The organism is Vineibacter terrae, assembly GCF_008039615.1.
GTDB classification, from domain to species: domain Bacteria; phylum Pseudomonadota; class Alphaproteobacteria; order Reyranellales; family Reyranellaceae; genus Vineibacter; species Vineibacter terrae.
This window is the reverse complement of record NZ_VDUZ01000077.1, coordinates 1-20915: the sequence shown is the minus strand read 5'-3', so window position 1 is coordinate 20915 and position 20915 is coordinate 1. Positions and strand designations below refer to the sequence as shown.

The following is a 20915-nucleotide window of genomic DNA, read 5'->3' as shown; positions in this document are numbered from 1 at the left end:
CACCGCTGTTCTATGAAAATTGTGAGATCTACGATCCCGATCTAATGGCTGCGCCAGCGGCGGCCCAGTCGCGCATTCGCAGCACATTTGGCTCCCCAATCGCATCAACATCCAGCGGTTGCATGCGTTATGCGTTCTTCTTGAAGAGTACACTAACAAATATGCAAATGCATGCCAATACCTTGCGCGATGTTTTCCTGGCACTCAGCAGAGCACGCCTCACGGCAAGGCGGATATCAAACTCGTCAACGAGATCCGTAGCGCATCGAGAATGCACCCCTCTGTCGCTACGAAACCTCTGGGTGATCCGTTGAAGAAAATATCGACAGGGGGTATCAAAAACGGCTGCCCCATATCTTGGATTTTATCGCGTGCGTCGCGTCGGCGACCCACTCCACAGACAGGAGACCGGCATCGCCGCAAGTCGCTTGCCGAACGGTACGATCGTGTCCCCGTCATGCAGCACGGCGCCGAAGGCGAACCTCTAGCCGCAGGCGCCGGCCAGCTTTCGCAGGCCGGCGAAGTCGGTGGCTCTCACCGTGATGCTGGCCTTCACCTCGATGCCGACGATCGTTCCGTCATCGCGTTCGAGCACGATGTCGACCTTGTTCCTGTCCTGGTCGCGGAAGTGGTACGGCGTCGGCCGCAGGTCCGACCACGTCACGAGCTTCATGATCTCCCCGAACACGAAGCTCTCGAGCAAGGCGCCCAGGATGGAGCGATCTCTCCTGATCCGTTCGAACGTCACGCCGCGGCTTGTCGCCAGCAGGCCAGAGTCCAGGAAATGCAGCTTCGGCGTCTTGACGATGCGCTTGATGGCGTTGGTGTGCCAGGGCCGCAACGTGGCAACCAGGACATCTGCTCCATCAGGCCGGCGTAGCACTGGCTGGTCTTGCAGGTGACGCCCATGCTGTTGCCCAGCTGGGAGTAGTTCACCAGCTGGCCAGCATGCTCGGCGACGAGCCGCGCAAACCGGGGCAGCTCGACCAGGCGGTCGACCTCGGCGATATCGCGCAGGTCGAGCGTCAGCACGGCTTCGAGATACGACCGCCCCCAATCCCGGCGCCGCCGTTCGGCCGATCGGCTGGCCGCCTCGGGGTAGCCGCCAGCCAGCCCCAGCACGACAAGGTTATCTGCCGTCACGACATCGTCGCGGCGGGCGGCACACCGGCCGTACCTTCCAGATTCTTCCCCCCATTCTTCATTCTTTGATATATACCCTCAATATCTACCGGAGGAAGTCGTGACCGAAACCGGTATCGCGAAGCTCTTCAAGCACGGTCGCAGCCAGGCCGTGCGCCTGCCCAAGGAGTTCCGCCTCCCGGGCAAGGAAGTGCGCGTGCGACGCCTGGGGTTGGGCGTGCTCCTGGAGCCGATGGAACGGGATGCCCGGGACATCGAGGCGATCTTCGCCGAGCTCGACCGGCAGGGCGGCGCCGATTTCCTGCCTGAAGGCCGCCCCGAGCAGCCGCCAATGCCCGATGACGACGATGATGTGTCGTTCGACCAATGATTTGCCTCGACACCAACGTCGTCATCGCGGCCATCAACGGCCGCAAGCCTGAGGTCCGGCATCGGCTGCAGGCCGCTCTCGTCGAGGGGACGGTCATCGGCATATCCGCGATCGTCCTCTATGAGTTGTGGTACGGCATCAAGAAGAGCGCCCAGCCGCAAGCCAACGCCACGGCGCTGTCGACCTTCCTGGCGCTCGACGTGACGCCGTGGCCGTTCGAGCCGGAGGATGCGCAGGAAGCCGGCGAGATACGCGCCGAGTCGGAGCGCGCTGGCACGCCGATCGGTCCCTACGACATCCTGATCGCGGCACAAGCACGCCGCCGCGCGGCGCTCCTGGTCACGGCGAATGCCAACGAGTTCAACCGCGTCCCGGGACTGAGAACGACGGACTGGTCGGTTGGCCAGGCCACCGGATAGTCAGGCCTCGCCGCCATTCGGGACATTCCTGATTTTTCTTGTTCTTCAAACAGGAACATGCTACTTATAAGTGACGTTTGTAGTGCGCGTTCCCGCCGCCGGGGCATGTGCCGCGACCGGTCCTGAGGACCATTGCGGGGCGTCACGGGCGCTTCGCTGGTGTCGCCGAAGGCACCCGGTCCGCCGCCGTCATGGCGGACACCTTCCCTCCCTCATCACCTGGGCCGCGCACGCAACATGCCGTGTCCGTCATCGCTACCAATGCCGCTCTGGCCATGGTCGGGCCGCGTCGCTCCAGCGACGCTCATGGCCGGCGGCCGGCCGAGTGCTTTGGCCGAGCTGAAGAGCGTCGCTGGAGCGACGCGGCCCGACCGCGAAGACAGCTCGGACCTCGCAACCGAAACCGCGCAATTGTTGGAGGTTTCGAGGCCGAAATCGGGCCGCCCGCAAGTCCTTGCAATCGCTCAGGATTTCGAATTTCTGGAAACAGCGCAAACAGCGCAGGCCGATTCGCAGCACTGTCCCGAATTGTCCCGCCCGGAATCGCGGACAGGTCCGTCCGCGCGGTACCAGCCGCGCCCGTCCCTACTCGCCCGAGGCGGCGGCCATCTTCTTGGCGCGCTTGCGGTCCTCGGGGTTGAGGTGCCGCTTGCGGATGCGGATCGACTTGGGCGTCACCTCGACCAGCTCGTCCTCCTCGATATAGGCGATGGCCTGCTCCAGCGACATGCGCCGCGGCGGCGTCAGCCGGATGGCCTCGTCCTTGGACGTGGTGCGGATGTTGGTGAGCTGCTTTTCCTTCAGCGGATTGACGTCGAGGTCGCTGTCGCGCGTGTGCTCGCCGATGATCATGCCCTGGTAGACCTGCACGCCGGGGTCGATGAGCATCGGTCCGCGGTCCTCGAGGTACCACAGCGCATAGGCCACCGAGACGCCGGCATCGGTGGCGATCAGCACGCCGTTGCGCCTGCCCGCGATCGGGCCGCGATAGGCGCCGTAGGCATGAAAGATGCGGTTCATCACGCCGGTGCCGCGGGTGTCGGTCAGGAACTCGCCGTGATAGCCGATCAGCCCGCGCGAGGGCGCATGGAAGGTGAGCCGCGTCTTGCCACCGCCCGAGGGGCGCATGTCCTTCAGCTCGGCCTTGCGCAGGCTCATCTTCTCGATCACCACGCCGGAATAGGCCTCGTCGACGTCGACCACGACCTCCTCGATCGGCTCCTGGCGCTGGCCGGTCTGCTGGTCGGTGCGGAACAGCACGCGCGGGCGGCCCACCGCCAGCTCGAAGCCCTCGCGGCGCATGGTCTCGATCAGCACGCCCAGCTGCAATTCGCCGCGGCCGGCGACCTCGAAGGCATCGGCGTTCTCGGTGTCGCGCACGCGGATGGCGACGTTGCCGTCGGCCTCGCGCATCAGCCGCGCACGGATCATGCGGCTGGTGACCTTGTCGCCCTCGCGCCCGGCCAGTGGCGAATCGTTGACCTGGAACGTCATCGCCAGCGTCGGCGGGTCGATCGGCTGCGACGGCAGCGCCCACTGCACGCCCACGTCGCAGATCGTGTCGGCCACGGTCGCGGTCTTGAAGCCGGCGATGGCCACGATGTCGCCAGCCTCGGCGAGGTCGGCGCCCTGCCGCTCCAGGCCGCGGAACGCCAGCAGCTTGGTGATGCGCGTCTGCTCGATCAGCTGGCCGTCGCGCGAGATCGCCTTGACCGTGGCGTTGCCCTTCACCGAGCCCGACTGGATGCGCCCGGTCAGCACGCGGCCGAGGAACGCATCGTACTCCAGGGTGGTGATCAGCATGCGGAACGGCTCGTCCGGCTGCACCTCCGGCGGCGGCACGTGGCGCAGCACCAGGTCGAACAGCGGCGACAGGTCCGTGCGCTCGGCCTCCAGCGACTCCGCCGCCCAGCCCTGCTTGCCCGAGGCGAACAGCGTCGGGAAGTCGAGCTGCTCGTCGCTGGCCTCCAGCGCCGCGAACAGGTCGAAGATCTCGTCATGCACCTGATGCACGCGCGCGTCCGGCCGGTCGACCTTGTTGATCAGCACGATCGGCCGCAGGCCCAGCCGCAGCGCCTTGCCGACCACGAACTTGGTCTGCGGCAGCGGCCCTTCGGCCGCGTCGACCAGCACCACCACGCCGTCGACCATCGACAGGATGCGCTCGACCTCGCCGCCGAAATCGGCGTGGCCCGGCGTGTCGACGATGTTGATGCGCACGTCCTTCCAGACGACGGAGGTGCACTTGGCCAGGATGGTGATGCCGCGCTCGCGCTCCAGGTCGTTGGAGTCCATGGCGCGCTCGGCCACCTGCTGGTTCTGGCGAAAGGTGCCGCTCTGCTGCAGCAGCTTGTCGACCAGGGTCGTCTTGCCGTGGTCGACGTGGGCAATGATGGCAATGTTGCGGATGTCCATGGGGGCCGCCGGTTCAGGGGTGCGCGGCTTATAAGGGTCATATTGCGCCGCAGCAAGAGCGCCCTCGCCGCGACATTCCTGTCATCCCGAGCACAGCGCGGGATCTCCTGCGAAAGACGCACGGTGCGCCATTCGCGGGAGATCCCGCGCTGCGCTCGGGATGACGGGGACGTTTAGTACCAGACCGGCCAAACCCGAGACACGAAATGTCGCAGGCCTGCCCCTTGTCGTCAGAAAGCTGCGAAATGTTCAAAAAATGTGGCAGGATAGCTGACGAATCGACTCGCATCTGCCGTCGCTTTGCGGCATACAGTTTGCGTGCCCCCGCGGCGGGAACCGCGCCGGCACGTTCGCACATAGCGGTCAGCGTTGAAGGAAGCTCGCCATGGCTCTGCCACCGGCACAGGGTCTTTATGACCCCAGAAACGAACACGATTCGTGCGGCGTTGGCTTCGTGGCCAACATCAAGGGCGCGAAAACCCACGACATCGTCCGTCAGGGCCTGCAGATCCTGGTGAACCTCGACCACCGCGGCGCCGTCGGCGCCGACCCGCTGGTGGGCGACGGCGCCGGCTGCATGATCCAGATGCCGGACAGGCTGCTGCGCGACTGGGCGCGCCGCGAGGGCGTCGACCTGCCGCCGCCCGGCCAATACGCCGTCGCGATGTGCTTCCTGCCCCAGGACGAGAAGGCGCGCGCCTTCGCCGTGCGCCAGCTCGAACATTTCATCAGGGTAGAGGGCCAGATCTTGCTTGGTTGGCGCGACGTGCCGACCGACACAACCGGTCTCGGCACGCGCGTCATAGAGACCATGCCTGTGATCAGGCAGGCGATCGTGGGCCGAGGCCCCGACATCAAGGACCAGGACGCGCACGAGCGCAAGATCCTGTCGATCCGCAAGCAGACGCAAAATCCGCTCGCCAAGCTGGCCAAGAAGAAGAACCTGCCGGGCCTCACCGAGCTCTACATGCCGTCGTTCTCGACGCGCACGGTGGTCTACAAGGGCCTGCTGCTGGCCCACCAGGTCGAGAGCTTCTACGAGGATCTGCGCAACCCGCTCACCGAGTCGGCCCTGGCTCTGGTGCACCAGCGCTTCTCCACCAACACATTCCCGTCGTGGCGGCTGGCGCACCCCTACCGCTACATCGCCCATAACGGCGAGATCAACACGGTGCGCGGCAACGTCAACTGGATGTATGCGCGCCGCCGCACGATGGAATCCGACCTGCTGGGGCCGGACCTCGACAAGATGTGGCCGCTGATCCCGCACGGCCAGTCCGACACGGCCTGCGTCGACAATGCGCTCGAGCTGCTGGTGGCCGGCGGCTACTCGCTGTCGCACGCCATGATGATGCTGATCCCCGAGGCGTGGGCCGGCAACCCGCTGATGGATCCCAAGCGCAAGGCATTCTACGAGTACCACGCCGCGCTGATGGAGCCGTGGGACGGCCCGGCCTCGATCGCCTTCACCGACGGCCGCCAGATCGGCGCCACGCTCGACCGCAACGGCCTGCGCCCGGCGCGCTTCATCGTCACCGACGACGACATGGTGATCATGGCGTCCGAATCGGGCGTGCTGCCGATCCCCGACGAGAAGATCGTGCGCAAGTGGCGCCTGCAGCCCGGCAAGATGCTGCTGATCGACCTCGAGGAAGGCCGCATCATCGGCGACGAGGAGATCAAGCGCACCCTGGCCGAGGCCGAGCCCTACGAGGAATGGCTGCGCGCCACGCAGTACAAGCTCGAGGAGCTGGGCGAGCTGCCGGACCAGGCAGCGCCGGCACCGAGCAACGATCCCGCCAGCCTGCTCGATCGCCAGCAGGCCTTCGGCTACACCCAGGAGGACGCGCAGTTCTTCCTCGAGCCGATGGCGCGCGACGGTGACGACCCGGTGGGCTCGATGGGCACCGACACGCCCATCGCGGTGCTCTCGCGCAAGCCGAAGCTGCTCTACAACTACTTCAAGCAGAATTTCGCGCAGGTCACCAACCCGCCGATCGACCCGATCCGCGAGGAGCTGGTGATGTCGCTGGTGTCGATGATCGGCCCGCGGCCCAACCTGCTGGGTCACCAGGCCGGCACGCACAAGCGGCTCGAGGTCGCGCAGCCGGTGCTCACCAACACCGACATCGAGAAGATCCGCGCCATCTCGGAGCTGCTGGACGGCGCCTTCCGCACCGACACCATCGACACGACATGGCCGGCGGCCGACGGCGCCGCCGGGCTCGAGACGGCGCTGGAGCGGATCTGCCGCGAGGCCACCGACTCGGTGCTGGCCGACAACAACATCCTGATCCTGTCGGACCGCGCGGTGTCGGCCGACCGCATCCCGATCCCGGCGCTGCTGGCGACCGCGGCGGTGCATCATCACCTGATCGGCCAGGGCCTGCGCATGCAGACCGGGCTGGTGATCGAGACAGGCGAAGCCCGCGAGGTGCACCATTTCTGCGCCCTGGCGGGCTACGGCGCCGAGGCGGTGAACCCCTACCTCGCGTTCGAGACGCTGGAGCAGATCCGCGTCCAGAACGGCCTGCCGCTCAAGGCCTACGAGGTGCAGAAGAACTACATCAAGGCCGTCGGCAAGGGCGTGCTGAAGGTGATGTCCAAGATGGGCATCTCGACCTACCAGTCGTATTGCGGCGCCCAGATCTTCGACGCCGTGGGCCTCGCCAGCGACTTCATCGAGAAGTACTTCACCGGCACCGCCACCACGATCGAAGGCGCCGGCCTGAAGCAGGTCGCCGAGGAGTGCGTGCGCCGCCACCGCGACGCCTACGGCGATGCGCCGATCTACCGCAGCATGCTCGACGTCGGCGGCGACTACGCCTTCCGCCTGCGCGGCGAGGATCATGCCTGGTCGCCCGAGTCGGTGGCCAGGCTGCAGCACGCCGTGCGCGGCAACCTGCCGGACGAGTACAAGGCGTTCGCCAGGACGATCAACGAGCAGAACGAGCGGCTGCTGACGATCCGCGGCCTGATGCAGCTCAAGCCCGCCGACACGCCCGTGCCGATCGAGGAGGTCGAGCCGGCAGCCGACATCGTCAAGCGCTTCGCCACCGGCGCCATGAGCTTCGGCTCGATCAGCCGCGAGGCGCACACGACGCTCGCCATCGCCATGAACCGCATCGGCGGCAAGTCGAACACCGGCGAGGGCGGCGAGGAAGCCGACCGCTTCAAGCCGCTGCCCAACGGCGACTCCATGCGCTCGGCCATCAAGCAAGTCGCCTCCGGCCGCTTCGGCGTCACCACCGAGTACCTGGTCAATGCCGATGACCTGCAGATCAAGATGGCGCAGGGCGCCAAGCCCGGCGAAGGCGGCCAGCTGCCCGGCAAGAAGGTCGACAAGAACATCGCGCGGGTGCGCTACTCGACGCCGGGCGTCGGCCTGATCTCGCCGCCGCCGCACCACGACATCTATTCGATCGAGGATCTGGCGCAGCTGATCCACGATTTGAAGAACGCCAACCCCGTGGCGCGCATCTCGGTGAAGCTCGTCTCCGAGGTCGGCGTCGGCACGGTCGCCGCCGGCGTCAGCAAGGCGCGCGCCGATCACGTGACCATCGCCGGCTTCGAGGGCGGCACGGGCGCCAGCCCGCTGACGTCGCTCACCCATGCCGGCTCGCCGTGGGAGATCGGGCTGGCCGAGACGCAGCAGACCTTGGTCCTCAACGGGCTGCGCGGCCGCATCGCGGTGCAGGTCGACGGCGGCCTGCGCACCGGCCGTGACGTCGCCATCGGCGCGCTGCTGGGCGCCGACGAGTTCGGCTTCGCCACGGCGCCGCTGATCGCCGCCGGCTGCATCATGATGCGCAAGTGCCACCTGAACACCTGCCCGGTCGGCATCGCGACGCAGGACCCGGTGCTGCGCAAGCGCTTCACCGGCGCGCCCGAGCACGTGATCAACTACTTCTTCTTCGTGGCCGAAGAGCTGCGCGAGATCATGGCGCTGATGGGCTTCCGCACGCTCAACGAGATGATCGGCCGTGTCGATCGCCTCGACATGCGCCGCGCCATCGACCACTGGAAGGCCTCGGGCGTCGATCTCTCGAAGCTGCTGTACCAGGTGCCGGCCAAGCCTGGCGTGGCGATCTGGAACAGCGAGAGCCAGAACCACGGGCTCGAGAAGGCGCTCGACCACGAGCTGATTGCCGTCGCCGGGGCGGCCCTGGAGAGCGGCGAGCCGGTGCGCATCGAGCGCACCGTGCGCAACGTCAACCGCACCGTCGGCGCCATGCTGTCGGGCGAGGTGGCCAAGCGCCACGGCCATGCCGGCCTGGCCGAGGACACCATCGCAGTGCGCCTGACCGGCACGGCCGGCCAGAGCTTCGGCGCCTTCCTGGCCCGCGGCGTGTCGCTGGAGCTGGTGGGCGATGCCAACGACTATGTCGGCAAGGGCCTGTCCGGCGGCCGCGTCGTGGTCAAGCCGCCGGCCGGCGCCGACCGCGACCCGACGGAGAACATCATCGTCGGCAACACGGTGCTCTACGGCGCCATCGCCGGCGAGGCGTATTTCTGCGGCGTCGCCGGCGAGCGCTTCGCGGTGCGCAACTCGGGCGCCATCGCCGTGGTCGAGGGCACCGGCGATCACGGCTGCGAGTACATGACGGGCGGCGTGGTCTGCGTGCTGGGCGACACCGGCCGCAACTTCGCCGCCGGCATGTCGGGCGGCGTCGCCTATGTCTACGACCCGGCCGGCGCCTTCGAGAAGCTGTGCAACAAGGCGATGGTCGAGCTCGGCCCGCTGGCCGCGAGCGATACGGGCTCGGCCGACGACGAGGCAGGCCGGCCGCACCAGCGCTCGCTCAGCGTCGACAACAACGGCATGGGCGACCTGCTGCGCTTCGATGCCGAGCGCGTGCGCATCCTGGTCGAGCGGCACCTGCTCTACACCGGCAGCGCCCGTGCGCGGGCCATCCTCGACGACTGGGACAACGCGGTGCGGCGCTTCGTCAAGGTCATGCCCGTCGACTACAAGCGGGCATTGACCGAGCTCAAAGCCGAGCGCGAAGCCACCCGCGCCGTGGCGGCGGAGTAGTGTTCCCTCCCCCAACGCAGTTGGGGGAGGTGGCCGAAGGCCGGAGGGGGAGCCGACGTGATTCTTGTAACTGAGACCACGTCGCCTCCCCTCCGCCCCTTCGGGACACCTCCCCAGCTTCGCTGGGGAGGAAAGGAAATCTGAGACACTGGAATTTCGGAGTTAGTCCCATGGGAAAGCCGACGGGCTTCCTCGAGATCGAGCGGCGCGACCGCCCCTACGACAAGATCGAGACGCGGATCAAGTCGTGGAAGGAGTTCGTGCGGCCGCTGCCCGCCGCCGAGGTGCGCCAGCAGGGCGCGCGCTGCATGGATTGCGGCATCCCGTTCTGCCACAACGGCTGTCCGGTCAACAACATGATCCCGGACTGGAACAACCTGGTCTATCGCGACCAGTGGCAGGCGGCGCTCGAGACGCTGCACTCGACCAACAACTTCCCGGAGTTCACCGGCCGCATCTGCCCGGCGCCGTGCGAGGCGGCCTGCGTGCTGAACATCGACGACAACCCGGTGACCATCAAGACCATCGAGTGCGCCATCGTCGACCGCGGCTGGGAGGAAGGCTGGATCAGCCCAGTGGTGCCACAGCGCAAGTCGGGCAAGCGCGTCGCCGTGGTCGGCTCGGGCCCGGCCGGCATGGCCTGCGCCCAGCAGCTGGCGCGCGCCGGCCATGCCGTGACCCTGTTCGAGAAGGCCGATCGCATCGGCGGCCTGCTGCGCTACGGCATCCCCGACTTCAAGATGGAGAAGCACCTCATCGACCGCCGCGTGCGGCAGATGGAGGCCGAGGGCGTCGAGTTCCGCACCGGCGTCGAGGTCGGCACCACCATCTCCGTGAAGTCGCTGCTGGAAGGCTATGACGCCGTGGCGCTGACCGGCGGCGCCGAGGCGCCGCGCGACCTGGAGGTGCCGGGCCGCGCGCTGGCGGGCATCCATTTCGCGATGGACTTCCTGACGCAGCAGAACAAGCGCGTCGCCGGCGACGACGAGGCGCGCGCCGCGCCGCGCGGCACGATCAGCGCCAAGGGCAAGCATGTGATCGTGATCGGCGGCGGCGACACCGGCTCGGACTGCATCGGCACGTCGACGCGCCAGGGCGCCGCCTCGATCACCCAGCTCGAGATCCTGCCGCGGCCGCCGGACAAGGAGGACAAGGGACTGACCTGGCCGGACTGGCCGCTGAAGATGCGCACCTCGTCCTCGCAGGAGGAAGGCACCGAGCGCGACTTCGCGGTGCTGACCAGGCGCGCCGTCGGCGCCGACGGCAGGATCGAGGCGCTGGAGTGCGTGCGCGTCGAGTGGGTCAAGGACGCGAGCGGCCGCATGGGCATGAAGGAGGTCGAGGGCAGCGCCTTCCAGCTCAAGGCCGACCTGGTGCTGCTGGCGATGGGCTTCGTCGGCCCGGTGCGCAAGGGCATGATCGAGCAGTCCAGCGTCGAGCTCGACCCGCGCGGCAACGTGAAGGCCAACGTCGCCGACTACCAGACCTCGGTGCCCAAGCTGTTCGCCGCCGGCGACATGCGCCGCGGCCAGTCGCTGGTCGTGTGGGCGATCCGCGAAGGCCGCCAGTGCGCCCGCGCCATCGACGAAGCCCTGATGGGCACGACCGGCCTGCCGCGGTAGCGCACCGCGTCATCCCGAGCGTCCACCTTGTCATCGCGAGCGCAGCGAGGGATCTCCCGCGGCCGGGCGCACAGTGCGTCAATCGCAGGAGATCCCTCACTGCGCTCGGGATGACGGCGGCCTTGACCCTCGCCCCGTCGAACCCGACATGAGATGCCGGAGGTGGTCATGAGCACCGCAGATACGCGCATCGAAACCGACTCGCTGGGCGAGGTCGCCGTTCCGGCCCAGCGCTACTGGGGGGCGCAGACCCAGCGCAGCCTGGAGAACTTCCGCATCGGCGGCGAGCGCATGCCGGCGGCGCTGGTCACGGCGCTGGGCATCCAGAAGAAGGCGGCGGCGCAGGCCAACCATGCGCTGAGCCTGCTGCCGGCCGAGATCGCCGACGCCGTCATCCGTGCCGCCGACGAGGTGATCGATGGCAAGCTGACGGACGAGTTCCCGCTCGTGGTGTGGCAGACCGGCTCGGGCACCCAGACCAACATGAACGCCAACGAGGTGATCGCCGGCCGCGCCAACGAGATGCTGGCCGGCAAGCGCGGCGGCAAGAGCCCGGTGCATCCCAACGACCACGTCAACCGCTGCCAGTCGTCCAACGACTCCTTCCCCACCGTCATGCATATCGCCGCGGCGCGCGAGGTCACCTCGCGCCTGCTGCCGGCGCTGCGCGAGCTGCACACGGCCCTGGCCGCCAAGGCCAAGGCCTTCGCCGGCATCGTGAAGATCGGCCGCACCCATCTGCAGGACGCCACGCCGCTCACCCTGGGCCAGGAGATCGGCGCCTGGGCGCGGCAGGTCCAGAACGGCATCGCGCGGCTGGAGGCCGCCCTGCCGCATGTGCTGGAGCTGGCGCAAGGCGGCACCGCGGTGGGCACCGGCCTGAACGCCCATCCCCGCTTCGCGGCGCTGTTCGCCGAAAAGGCCGCGACGCTCACCGGCCTGCCGTTCCGGACCGCGCCCGACACCTTCGAGGCGCTGGGCAGCCACGACGCGCTGGTCGAGCTGTCGGGCGCGCTCAACACCGTCGCGGTGTCGCTGCACAAGATCGCCAACGACGTGCGCCTGCTCGGCTCGGGCCCGCGCGCCGGGCTGGGCGAGCTGCTGCTGCCGGAGAACGAGCCCGGCTCCTCGATCATGCCGGGCAAGGTCAACCCGACCCAGGCCGAGGCGCTCACCATGGTGGCGGCGCGCGTGATCGGCAACCACGCCACCGTCACCTTCGCCGGTGCCAGCGGCCACCTGCAGCTCAACGTCTACAAGCCGGTGATCGCCGATGCCGTGCTGCAGTCGATCCGCCTGCTGGCCGACAGCGCCGAAAGCTTCGCCCGCCACTGCATCGCCGGCATGGAGCCCAACCGCGCCCGCATCGCCGAGCAGCTCGAGCGCTCGCTGATGCTGGTGACGGCGCTCAATCCCCACATCGGCTACGACAAGGCCGCCAAGATCGCGCGCAAGGCCCATCTCGAAGGCCTGTCGCTGCGCGAGGCAGCGCTGGCCCTGGGCTTCGTCACCGCCGAGCAGTTCGATGCCTGGGTGCGGCCCGAGCACATGACGGCGCCCGACACGGGCGCGACGTGAGCGACGGCGGCGACGCACGCATCCGCAAGCGGTCGGTGACCATCGGCGGCCACCGCACCAGCGTGTCGCTGGAGGCGGCGTTCTGGGACGAGCTGCTGGCGATCGCCGCCCGCCGCGGCGTGTCGCTCAACGCACTCGTCGCCGACATCGACCGCGAACGGCTGCAGGGCCGCGACCTGCGCGACGCCACGAACCTCTCGAGCGCCCTGCGGCTGCACGTGCTGGAGGCGCTGAAGGCACCCCTCTCCCGCTAGCGGGAGAGGGAGGGGCCCAGTGCGCGAAGCGCAATGGGAGGGTGAGGGACCAGGACGAGGCGCCTCGTGTGCAACCCCTCACCCGCCGAGCCCTTCGGCAAGCTCAGGGCAGGCTGCTGCGCGCTCGTCGACCTCTCCCGCTCGCGGGAGAGGTGAAGAGTTCAGAAGATCTTCTTGAGCTTCTTCAGCGGATCGGTGGGCTTGGGCTGCTGCTGAGGCTGCTGCGGCTGCTGCGGTGCGGCGCCCGGCTGCTGCGCGTCGGGTTGGGCCGGCGGGCGCACCGAGGCCGCGGCCGGGCCGCGATCGACCGACCGGCTCGGATTGTCGACCGGTCCCTTCTGCCTGACGATCGCATAGGGCGCCTGCGGCGCCTCCTCGATGAACACGTTCGTGGTCGCGACCATGGTCCAGGCCGGCAGGTTGACGTCGGCCTCGGTGATCGCCCAGGCGCGGTTGCCATCGACGCGCAGATCACTGGTGTGCAGGGTGCCGTTGCGGATCGCGATCGTGCCCGCCACCGGCCCCGTGCGGTTGGCGAAGCGCTCGTTGGCCACCTTCAGCACCGCGCGCAGGTCGCCGAGCTCGTCGCTGGCACCGGTGCCGCCGGTGATCTTGTCGAGGCGCTTGCCGAGCTGCTTCAGCGCGCTGCCTGCCAGCGCGCCGCCCAGCTGCTCCTGGGCGCTGGCGTTGAAGCGCACGTTGCCGTTGATCTTGCCGTCGCCGTTCAGGCTGGCCACGAGATCGGCCGTGCTGGCCAGGCTGCCGCTGAGCGACAGGCTGAGCGTGGCCACGCCGTCGACCCGCTTGGTGTCGCCCAGCGCCCGCGCGGCGGTGCCGACGTTGACGTTGGTAGCCGTCATGCGCGCGTTGAAGCTGTTGTTGAGCGCGCTCACCGTGCCCGAAAGGTCAACCGTGCCGCCATACACGCCGCCGGCCAGGCGCGTGATGGTGAGCACGCCGCCCTTCAACGAAGCCTTCAGCGCCGCGTTGTCCAGCCGCCACGGCGACTTGATGATCGCCGGCGCCGTGAGGTCGACATCGGCATCGATGCCCTTCATGAAGGCAAGGTTGATCGGCGCCTTGGAATGACGGCCACCGCCGCCGCCCGCCGAGCCGCCGGCGGCAGCAGGCGCGCTGCCGCTTCCCTGCGCCGTGAGCTGGTCGATGTTCAGCTCGCTGGTCTTGAGGTTGGCGGCGATCCGCGGCACCTGGCCGCCCAGCGCCACGTTCACCGCGCCGCTGCCCTGCACGCCCTTGGCCGAGAAGCTGCCGTTGAAGGCGATGGTCTTGGTGTCGCCCTTGATGGCGCCGCTGGCCGAGACGGCGCCGATGCCGTCGCCAGCCTTGGCATCGCCCAGCGCCGACAGCAGCCGGTCGAGATCGGCGGTCTGGAAACTGAAGGCGGACAGGTCGTAGCGCGGGTTGCCGGCCGCAGGCGACACCTTGCCGGTCATCTTCAGGGTCGCGCCCAGCGCGTTGGCCGTGAAGTCGCGGAACGTCAGGTCGGCCACCGTGCCGCCGACGCCGCCCTGCAGCGACACGGCACCGATCGGGCCCTTCACCGGCGAGCTGGCGCCGGCCAGCTTCAGCAGCCGGTCGGCGTCGCTGGTCTGCACGCTGACGACGAGATCGAAGCTGGGCGTCGCCGCCAGGTTGGCGATCGATCCCTTCAGCCCCACCGAAGCGCCGGCGACGCTGCCGATCCGCGTGTCGCCGAAGGTCAGGCGGCCGTCGCGATAGGTCACGTCGGCATCGACCGCCTCGATGCGCTCGCCGTTGTAGATGATGCGCGCCACCTTGGCCTTGACGCGCGCATCCACCATCGCCGGCGGCGGCGCCGTGGGCTTGCCGGCGGGCGCGCCCGCCGCCGGCTTGCCGCCGGGGCTCGCCGCGGCCTTCTTCGGCAGGTAGGCGTCGACATCGACGGTGTCGGCCTGTAGGTCGGCGGTGATCTTCATCGGCGCGCCCAGCGCTACGCTGACGCCGCCCCGCGCCGTCATGCCGTCGAGTTGCACCGTGGCATCGCTGACGGTGAGCGTATTGCCGGCCGCCGACTGCAGCCTGCCCTTGAAGGCGAACGCGGCCAGCTTGTCGGACGGCACCTGCGCCACGTCGATCTTCAGCCAGCCCAGGGTCTCGCGCAGCCTGGGTCCAGCCAGGCTGAGGTCGCCGCTGTAGGACTTGCCGTCGGCGGCCGCGGTCATCGTCCCGGCGAGCTGGGCATTGCCGGGCAGCAGCGCCTCGATGCGGCGCACCGCCAGCTGGCCGTTCTCCAGCGCCAGGTCAGCCGCCAGCTTGCGCACGGCGCTGCCGTTGTAGGTGATCTCGGCCGCGTCCAGCACCAGCTTGACGGTGAGGTTGGCGGGCAAGGCCGGCGACGCCACCGGCGCGGCAGGACGGGCGCCGCTTGGCGGCGCCGGTGGCTTGGCTGCAGGCGCCGATGACGGCGCGGCCGGCGCCGGTTCGGCCGCCGCCTGCCACTTGTCGAGGTCGAGCTTGGCGAAGGACAGCTTGCCCTCGATGCGCGTCGCCGGCTTGAGCGCCACCGACAGCGTGCCGCCGCCCTGATCGTCGCCCAGCGCCAGCTTGAAGTCCCGCGCGGTGATGGCATCGGCCGAGGCTTCGACCGCGCCGTCGAAAGCGACCTTGCGCGCCAGCGCCGGCGGCAGGCTCGGCGCCGGCATCCCTGCCGCGCCGGCGAGGCCGCGGACGAAGGCGGCGAGGTCGGCCGCGGTCAGCTTGGCGGTGCCGGTGAAGCGTGCCGCCGGCGTCAGCTCGGTCGCGGTGCCAGCCAGCCGTGCTTCGCCGGCGGCCGTCTTGACCATCAGGTCGATCGGCACGCCGGCGGCCGCCTTGGCCCCGACCTTGCCGTCCAGGCTCACCGGCACGCCGTTGGCCGTGAGCGACCCTGATGCCGCGAACGGCCCCTCGAGCGACGGCGCCGACAGGGTCAGGTCGATCTTCTCGAGCCGGTCGTCGCGCCGGGCCACGGCGTCGCTGTAGGTCAGGGTGCCGTTCTCGATCACCACGCGATTGACGGCGACGGTGAACTTGCTGCCGTCGCTGGCGGTCGCGGTGTTGCCCGGCTGGCCGCCGCCCGGGGCCGATGGCGGCGGCCCGGCGTCGGTGCGCTTGAAATCATAGTTGCTGCGCCCATCCGGCCCGACCTCGATCGCGATCCGGGGCTCGACCAGGCGCAGCTCGCTGACCTCGATGCGGCGCGACAGCAGCGGCAGCAGCGACACGCCGGCGCGCACCGCCTTGAGCTCGACCATCTGCGGCGTCTTGCCGCCCGGCATGTTGGCGAAGCGCACGCCTTCGGCCGAGACGGTCGGCACCGGCAGGATCGACAGCTTCAACGGCCCGTCGATCACCAGGTCGCGGCCGGTCGCCTGCTTGGCCTGGGCGATGATCTGCGGCTTGAAGATGTTGGGATCGACCAGCAGGGGCACCGCCGCCACCGCGCCCACCAGCACGACCACCCCAACACCGACACCGATCAGAACCTTTTTCATGGCTCGTCCTCGCCATGCGCAACGCGTGTTGGCACCCCGTCTTCAGTGTAGGATAAACAGCGAATAATAGCGGCGACTTTATGGTTCCTGCGAGGTCACGCATGGCCGATATCGTGAACTTGCGAGAGGCGCGCAAACGCAAGGCGCGGGCCGAGCGCGAACGGACCGCCGAGGCCAACCGGCTGAAGTTCGGCCGCTCCAAGGCCGAGAAGAAGCACAGCCTGCTGGAAAAGGCCCGCGGCGAGCGCGCCCATGACGGCCATCGGCGGGACGACGACGAGCCTGCCTAGAGACCAAGCCGCCGGGCCTCAGCCGCGCGACACGCGGCGCGTGGTGGCCCGATCGAAGGCCAGCCGCTCGAAGAAGCGGCGTGTCTCGGGGCTTGCCCCCTCGCCGGCGACGGCACGCACGCTGCTGAGGTCGAGCCGGCGGCCGCTGGCGACGTCGATCAGCGCCGGCTCGACGCGGCTGCTGGTGGTGACGTTCTCGAGCTCCATCGGCCGGCCATCCTGCGCTGCGGCGCCGAAGCGATCGCCCCACTCCTTGAGCCCGACGATCACCGGGAAGAGCGCCGCCCCCTTGTCGCTCAACCGGTACTCATAGCGCACCGGCCGTTGCTGGTAGGCAACGCGGCGGAACACGCCGGCTTCGACCAGCACCTTCAGCCGGGCGGTCAGCACGTTGCGCGCGATGCCGAGGTTCGCCTGGAACTCGTCGAAGCGACGGACGCCGTACATCGCATCGCGCAGGATGAGCAGCGTCCACGGATCGCCCACCACGTCCAGCGCAGCGGCAATCGAGCAATTCATGTGGGTGAAGGACGTGCGTCGCATGCGCGCGAGTATACGACGGTGCGGCGGCTGTGCAATTCGGGTCGAGCCGGCGCTTGGCTGGCTGCGGGCATTCACGCACGACGCCCGCGGTCAAGGGAAGAAGACGGCGTCTCAGGTGGTGGTGAAGATCTCGACCGGATCCGGCACGCCGCGCAGGCGATGACGTCCGAGCGAGCGCATCGGGCGCGGGCAGACACGGTTGAAGTCGGCCGAGGCCAGCACCGGCTCCTTCAGCACCTTGGTCATCGTCTCCAGCCGCGCGCAGCGGTTGACGGCCGGCCCGATCACGGTGAAATCCAGCCTTTCCTCGGTGCCGACATTGCCGAAGGTCACCAGGCCGACATGCAGGCCGACGCCGAAGCGGATCGCGTCGCGGCCGGCCTCGACGCGGCCGGCATTGATCTCCTCGATGGCCGACAGCGCCTCGCGCGCGGCATCGACGGCGCCGGACGTGGCGTCGGGCAGGAACATCGCATCCTCGATGGGGAAGATCGCCATCACGCCGTCGCCGATGAACTTCAGGATCTCGCCGCCGTGCTTCTTCAGGGCGACCCCGATCGCCTCGAAGTACATGTTGAGCATGTCGAGCAGCTCATCGGCCGGCAGCCGCTCGTTGAGGCCGGTGAAGTCGCGCAGGTCGGAGAACCACAGCACGGCGTTGATGCGGTCGCCGTCGCCGCGCTTGACCAGCCCCTCCAGGATGCGGCGGCCGGTCTCGCGGCCGAGATAGGTCTGGATGACCGTGCCTGCGACCAGCCGGGTGACCTGCATCTCGACCACGGCACCGGTATGGTCGACCAGCCGGCGCAGGTCGGCCAGGTCGACATCGCTGAAGCCCTCGGGCCGGTCGGTAGCAAAGGTGATGATGGGTGACAGCCGGCCACGGCTGGTGCGCAGCTCCAGGCCGAAATAATCCGTCCCGCCTTCGGCCTTGATCTCGTGCAGCGTGATGTGGTGCTGCTCGGTCAGGGTATCCAGGTGGTAGCGGACCTCGCCGCCTCGCTCGCGGATCTCCTGCACCGGACTGCCGATATAGGCGCTGGTGTACTGGATGCCCTGGCGGCGGGGAATCTCCTGCACCTGGACGGCCTGGTCGCGGCGCCAGACGATACCCATGGCCTGCAGCTGCGGATGCAGAAGCTGCAGGCCGAGATAGAAGCGCCAGACCGGTATGCCCGCGGCCACGGTGCGGTCCATCAGCTTGATGACGAACCGCTGCAGTTCCGGCTCGAGCCGCCCCTCACGCGCGATCCAGTCGGTGACTGGCTCGAGCCGAGTCCCATGGCCCAGGGCAACGTCCATCGGCTTCGTCCTCCGCGCGTGTCGTAGCACAGCACGACAGCGCGTTCGAGGAAACCGTGAACGCAACGAGCACGATCGGCCGAACCCCTACGGGAGAAAGGGCTATCGGCCTCGCCCCGTGTCAGCCCGCCAGCACCGCCTGCGACTCCTCGTTGGCGGTCCGATAGGCCGTGCTGGTCGTCAGGTCGGCGATCTTGTCGATGTTGGCCGCGACATCCTCGATCGTGGGCTGGCCGGCGACGCGCACGCCCGGCCCCTCGCGGAACTCGACGCGGGAGAAATAGCCCACCCCGGCGGCCCAGATCTCGCCGCTGCGGGTGCAGGCCTCGCTGCACAGATAGGCCACCATCGGCGACACCAGCTCCGGCTTCATGCGGGCGATCAGCTCGGCCGGCATCAGGTCCTCGGTCATGCGGGTGCCGGCCACGGGGGCCAGCGAGTTCACCAGGATGTTGTATTTCTGCCCTTCCAGGCGCAGCGTGTTCATGAAGCCCACAAGCGACAGCTTGGCGGCCGAATAGTTGGTCTGGCCGAAATTGCCGTAGAGACCCGAGCTCGACGACGTCAGCACGATGCGGCCATAGGCCTTCTCACGCAGGATCGGCCAGGCGGCATGGGTGACGTAGACCGAGCCCATCAGATGGACCTGCAGGATGAGCAGGAAATCGTCCATCGACATGTTGGGGAACGACTTGTCGCGCAGGATGCCGGCGTTGTTCACGACGATGTCGACGGTGCCGAAGGCATCGACGGCGGTCTTCACGATGTTGGCCGCCGCCTTCTGCTCGGCGACGCTGTCGTAGTTCGCCACCGCCTGCCCGCCGGCCGCCTTGATCTCGGCCACGACCTTGTCGGCCACGGCGCTGTCGCCGCCGCGCCCGTCGCGGGCGCCACCGGGATCGTTGACCACGACCTTGGCGCCGCGTGACGCCAGCAGCAGCGCATGGGCACGGCCGAGCCCGTTTCCGGCTCCCGTCACGATGGCGACCCGATTGTCGAAGCGAATGGTCATGGCGCTGTCTCCCGGCATGAATGAAGGTTCAGGACGCCGGTTGTTCCATGACCTGCGCTGCGGCTCAAGCCTGTTGCATCACTGCGGCCGACGCGCGAGCGGCCGCCCCGGCCAACCGCCGCTGGGACGCTGGAAAAATGCAAGCCGCGGCCATAGGTTCTCGATCCGGGAGAAACGCACCATGACCGACACCACGATCGTCGCGCTGCGCACGACCCTGCTGCAGGCGCCCTGGGCCGGCGAGCCGCCGGCCAACGGCATCATGCCGCCGACGCACCGCGCCCTGCTCGTGCTGGAGATCGAGACCCGAGGCGGGCTCACCGGCATGGGCTACCTGCAGCCTCTGTCAGGCGGGCTGGAGACGATCGACGCCTGCCTGAAGGAGATGGTGGCGCCTGCGATCCTGGGGCGCGATGCCACCGAGATCGAGGGCATCTGGCAAACCCTATGGCGCAGCACCTACTGGGTCGGCCGCGGCGGCATCGCCACGTTTGCCCTCTCGGCCGTCGACATTGCGCTGTGGGACATCATGGGCAAGCGCGCCGGCCTGCCGCTCTATCGTCTGTGGGGCGCCTGCCGCGCCGAGGTACCGGCCTACGGCTCAGGCGTGTGGCGCGGCCTGGGGCGCGACGGCATGATCGACAAGGCGCGGCACTTCGCCGGCATGGGCCTGAAGGCGATCAAGATGCAGGCGGCGCACATCCGGCCCTGGCGCGAGGACGTGAAGAACGTGCATGCGATGCGTGACGCGCTGGGACCCGACATCGAGATCATGGTCGACGTCAACATGGGCTGGACCGCCGACACCGCCATCCAGGCCGGCCACCATTTTGACGAGGCGGATATCTATTGGATGGAAGAACCGGTAGTGTGCGAGGACTTCGCGGGCTATCGCCGCGTGGCGCAGGCATTGAAGACGCGTGTGGTCGGCGGCGAGAGCCATTTCACGCGCTTCGACCTGCGGCCATTCTTCGAGCACCCCTCGACGCCGATCCTGCAACCCGACCCCATGCGCGGCGGCCTCACCGAGCTGCGCAAGATCGCGGCGGTGGCCGACACATGGGGCCTGCAGATCGCCCCGCACCTGTTCCATGAGCTGCTGGTGCATCTGACGTGCTCGATCCCCAACGCCAACTACCTCGAGTACATGGATTGGAACGATGACCTCTGGGCCACGCCGGCCATTCCCGAAAACGGCATGCTGCGGCCGTCCGAGCAGCCCGGCCATGGCCTGCGCTTCCGGCCGGAGATCCTGAAGGACTGCCGCGTCGGTGGATTCGAAGCAAACCTCTAAGCCGAAGTTACCCCTGAGGGAATTGAGCAAGTTGTTGTGATCGCAGGGATTTGTTGACTGCGAAGTGTTTCGTGCTGCCTACAGCGAGGGTGTCAGGTCGAGCAGATCGAAGGCGCGTTGCTG

At 68.4% G+C, this 20915-nt stretch carries 15 protein-coding genes and 1 pseudogene; 9 read left to right on the top strand and 7 right to left on the bottom strand.

The window, feature by feature from the left end:
* Positions 1–484: 484 nt before the first annotated feature.
* Positions 485–841, bottom strand: coding sequence for a DUF4143 domain-containing protein (locus FHP25_RS42535; RefSeq protein ID WP_331461725.1), 357 nt, complete (start codon positions 839–841; stop codon positions 485–487).
* A gap of 107 nt (positions 842–948) precedes the next feature.
* Here FHP25_RS42535 and FHP25_RS42530 point away from each other — a divergent pair, with 107 nt between their 5' ends.
* The 3 genes from FHP25_RS42530 to FHP25_RS38415 are packed head-to-tail and all read left to right on the top strand — an operon-like array spanning position 949 to position 1932.
* Positions 949–1212, top strand: coding sequence for a hypothetical protein (locus FHP25_RS42530; protein WP_218578944.1), 264 nt, complete (start codon positions 949–951; stop codon positions 1210–1212).
* Between the two features lie 31 nt (positions 1213–1243).
* On the top strand, positions 1244–1513 hold the full coding sequence (locus FHP25_RS38420) for an antitoxin (RefSeq protein ID WP_147852304.1): 270 nt from the start codon (positions 1244–1246) through the stop codon (positions 1511–1513).
* Positions 1510–1932 carry a type II toxin-antitoxin system VapC family toxin gene (locus FHP25_RS38415; RefSeq protein WP_147852303.1) on the top strand — a complete coding sequence of 141 codons (423 nt, stop codon included), beginning with the start codon at positions 1510–1512 and terminating at the stop codon, positions 1930–1932. The genes FHP25_RS38420 and FHP25_RS38415 overlap by 4 nt, the downstream gene beginning before the upstream one ends.
* Before the next feature lie 585 nt (positions 1933–2517).
* Here FHP25_RS38415 and typA read toward each other — a convergent pair.
* Positions 2518–4347, bottom strand: a complete 1830-nt coding sequence (typA, locus tag FHP25_RS38410) for a translational GTPase TypA (RefSeq protein ID WP_147852302.1) — start codon at positions 4345–4347, stop codon at positions 2518–2520.
* 385 nt (positions 4348–4732) lie between these two features.
* Between typA and gltB the strand changes: the two genes are divergently transcribed.
* The 4 genes from gltB to FHP25_RS38390 all read left to right on the top strand — a co-directional run bounded on the left by gltB (position 4733) and on the right by FHP25_RS38390 (position 12836).
* Entirely contained in the window at positions 4733–9382 is a 4650-nt protein-coding gene (gltB, locus tag FHP25_RS38405; RefSeq protein WP_147852301.1) for a glutamate synthase large subunit, read from the top strand.
* Positions 9383–9552: 170 nt separating this feature from the next.
* Positions 9553–11004 (top strand): glutamate synthase subunit beta, encoded by a 1452-nt coding sequence (locus FHP25_RS38400; protein ID WP_147852300.1) that lies wholly within the window; start codon positions 9553–9555, stop codon positions 11002–11004.
* A gap of 168 nt (positions 11005–11172) precedes the next feature.
* Positions 11173–12582 (top strand): class II fumarate hydratase, encoded by a 1410-nt coding sequence (gene fumC / locus FHP25_RS38395; RefSeq protein ID WP_147852299.1) that lies wholly within the window; start codon positions 11173–11175, stop codon positions 12580–12582.
* The gene (locus FHP25_RS38390; RefSeq protein ID WP_147852298.1) at positions 12579–12836 is read left to right on the top strand and encodes a ribbon-helix-helix domain-containing protein; all 258 of its coding nucleotides are present in this window, start codon (positions 12579–12581) and stop codon (positions 12834–12836) included. Before fumC ends, FHP25_RS38390 begins: the two co-directional genes overlap by 4 nt.
* Positions 12837–12997: 161 nt before the next feature.
* On the opposite strand, the gene FHP25_RS42860 is transcribed toward FHP25_RS38390, so the two are convergent.
* Together FHP25_RS42860 and FHP25_RS42855 are read right to left on the bottom strand one after the other, a co-directional pair.
* A complete protein-coding gene (locus FHP25_RS42860; RefSeq protein ID WP_456243307.1) occupies positions 12998–14290 on the bottom strand; it encodes an AsmA family protein in 1293 nt (430 codons plus the stop codon).
* A 738-nt stretch (positions 14291–15028) separates the two neighbouring features.
* A pseudogene (locus FHP25_RS42855) lies at positions 15029–16357 on the bottom strand (AsmA family protein); the annotation flags it as partial.
* A gap of 95 nt (positions 16358–16452) precedes the next feature.
* Here FHP25_RS42855 and FHP25_RS38380 point away from each other — a divergent pair.
* Positions 16453–16641, top strand: a complete 189-nt coding sequence (locus FHP25_RS38380) for a DUF4169 family protein (RefSeq protein ID WP_147852296.1) — start codon at positions 16453–16455, stop codon at positions 16639–16641.
* Between the two features lie 18 nt (positions 16642–16659).
* Here FHP25_RS38380 and FHP25_RS38375 read toward each other — a convergent pair whose 3' ends face one another.
* The 3 genes from FHP25_RS38375 to FHP25_RS38365 all read right to left on the bottom strand — a co-directional run bounded on the left by FHP25_RS38375 (position 16660) and on the right by FHP25_RS38365 (position 19498).
* A complete protein-coding gene (locus FHP25_RS38375) occupies positions 16660–17184 on the bottom strand; it encodes a winged helix-turn-helix transcriptional regulator (RefSeq protein ID WP_147852295.1) in 525 nt (174 codons plus the stop codon).
* Between the two features lie 111 nt (positions 17185–17295).
* Positions 17296–18486 (bottom strand): adenylate/guanylate cyclase domain-containing protein, encoded by a 1191-nt coding sequence (locus FHP25_RS42370; protein ID WP_147852294.1) that lies wholly within the window; start codon positions 18484–18486, stop codon positions 17296–17298.
* 121 nt (positions 18487–18607) lie between these two features.
* Positions 18608–19498: an SDR family oxidoreductase gene (locus FHP25_RS38365; protein ID WP_218578942.1), complete on the bottom strand. Its 891-nt coding sequence runs from the start codon at positions 19496–19498 to the stop codon at positions 18608–18610.
* Positions 19499–19679: 181 nt separating this feature from the next.
* On the opposite strand from FHP25_RS38365, the gene FHP25_RS38360 reads away from it, so the two are divergent.
* Complete coding sequence (locus FHP25_RS38360; RefSeq protein ID WP_178134103.1) at positions 19680–20792, top strand: mandelate racemase/muconate lactonizing enzyme family protein; 1113 nt, start codon at positions 19680–19682, stop codon at positions 20790–20792.
* Positions 20793–20915 lie beyond the last annotated feature (123 nt).

Excerpts from the sequence above, each read along its gene's own strand:
- FHP25_RS42530 (WP_218578944.1), top strand. The coding sequence starts at position 949 with ATGCTCGGCGACGAGCCGCGCAAACCGGGGCAGCTCGACCAGGCGGTC.
- FHP25_RS38415 (WP_147852303.1), top strand. The coding sequence starts at position 1,510 with ATGATTTGCCTCGACACCAACGTCGTCATCGCGGCCATCAACGGCCGC.
- typA (WP_147852302.1), bottom strand. The coding sequence starts at position 4,347 with ATGGACATCCGCAACATTGCCATCATTGCCCACGTCGACCACGGCAAG.
- gltB (WP_147852301.1), top strand. The coding sequence starts at position 4,733 with ATGGCTCTGCCACCGGCACAGGGTCTTTATGACCCCAGAAACGAACAC.
- FHP25_RS38400 (WP_147852300.1), top strand. The coding sequence starts at position 9,553 with ATGGGAAAGCCGACGGGCTTCCTCGAGATCGAGCGGCGCGACCGCCCC.
- fumC (WP_147852299.1), top strand. The coding sequence starts at position 11,173 with ATGAGCACCGCAGATACGCGCATCGAAACCGACTCGCTGGGCGAGGTC.
- FHP25_RS42860 (WP_456243307.1), bottom strand. The coding sequence starts at position 14,290 with ATGACCGGCAAGGTGTCGCCTGCGGCCGGCAACCCGCGCTACGACCTG.
- FHP25_RS38380 (WP_147852296.1), top strand. The coding sequence starts at position 16,453 with ATGGCCGATATCGTGAACTTGCGAGAGGCGCGCAAACGCAAGGCGCGG.
- FHP25_RS38375 (WP_147852295.1), bottom strand. The coding sequence starts at position 17,184 with ATGCGACGCACGTCCTTCACCCACATGAATTGCTCGATTGCCGCTGCG.
- FHP25_RS42370 (WP_147852294.1), bottom strand. The coding sequence starts at position 18,486 with ATGGACGTTGCCCTGGGCCATGGGACTCGGCTCGAGCCAGTCACCGAC.
- FHP25_RS38365 (WP_218578942.1), bottom strand. The coding sequence starts at position 19,498 with ATGACCATTCGCTTCGACAATCGGGTCGCCATCGTGACGGGAGCCGGA.
- FHP25_RS38360 (WP_178134103.1), top strand. The coding sequence starts at position 19,680 with ATGACCGACACCACGATCGTCGCGCTGCGCACGACCCTGCTGCAGGCG.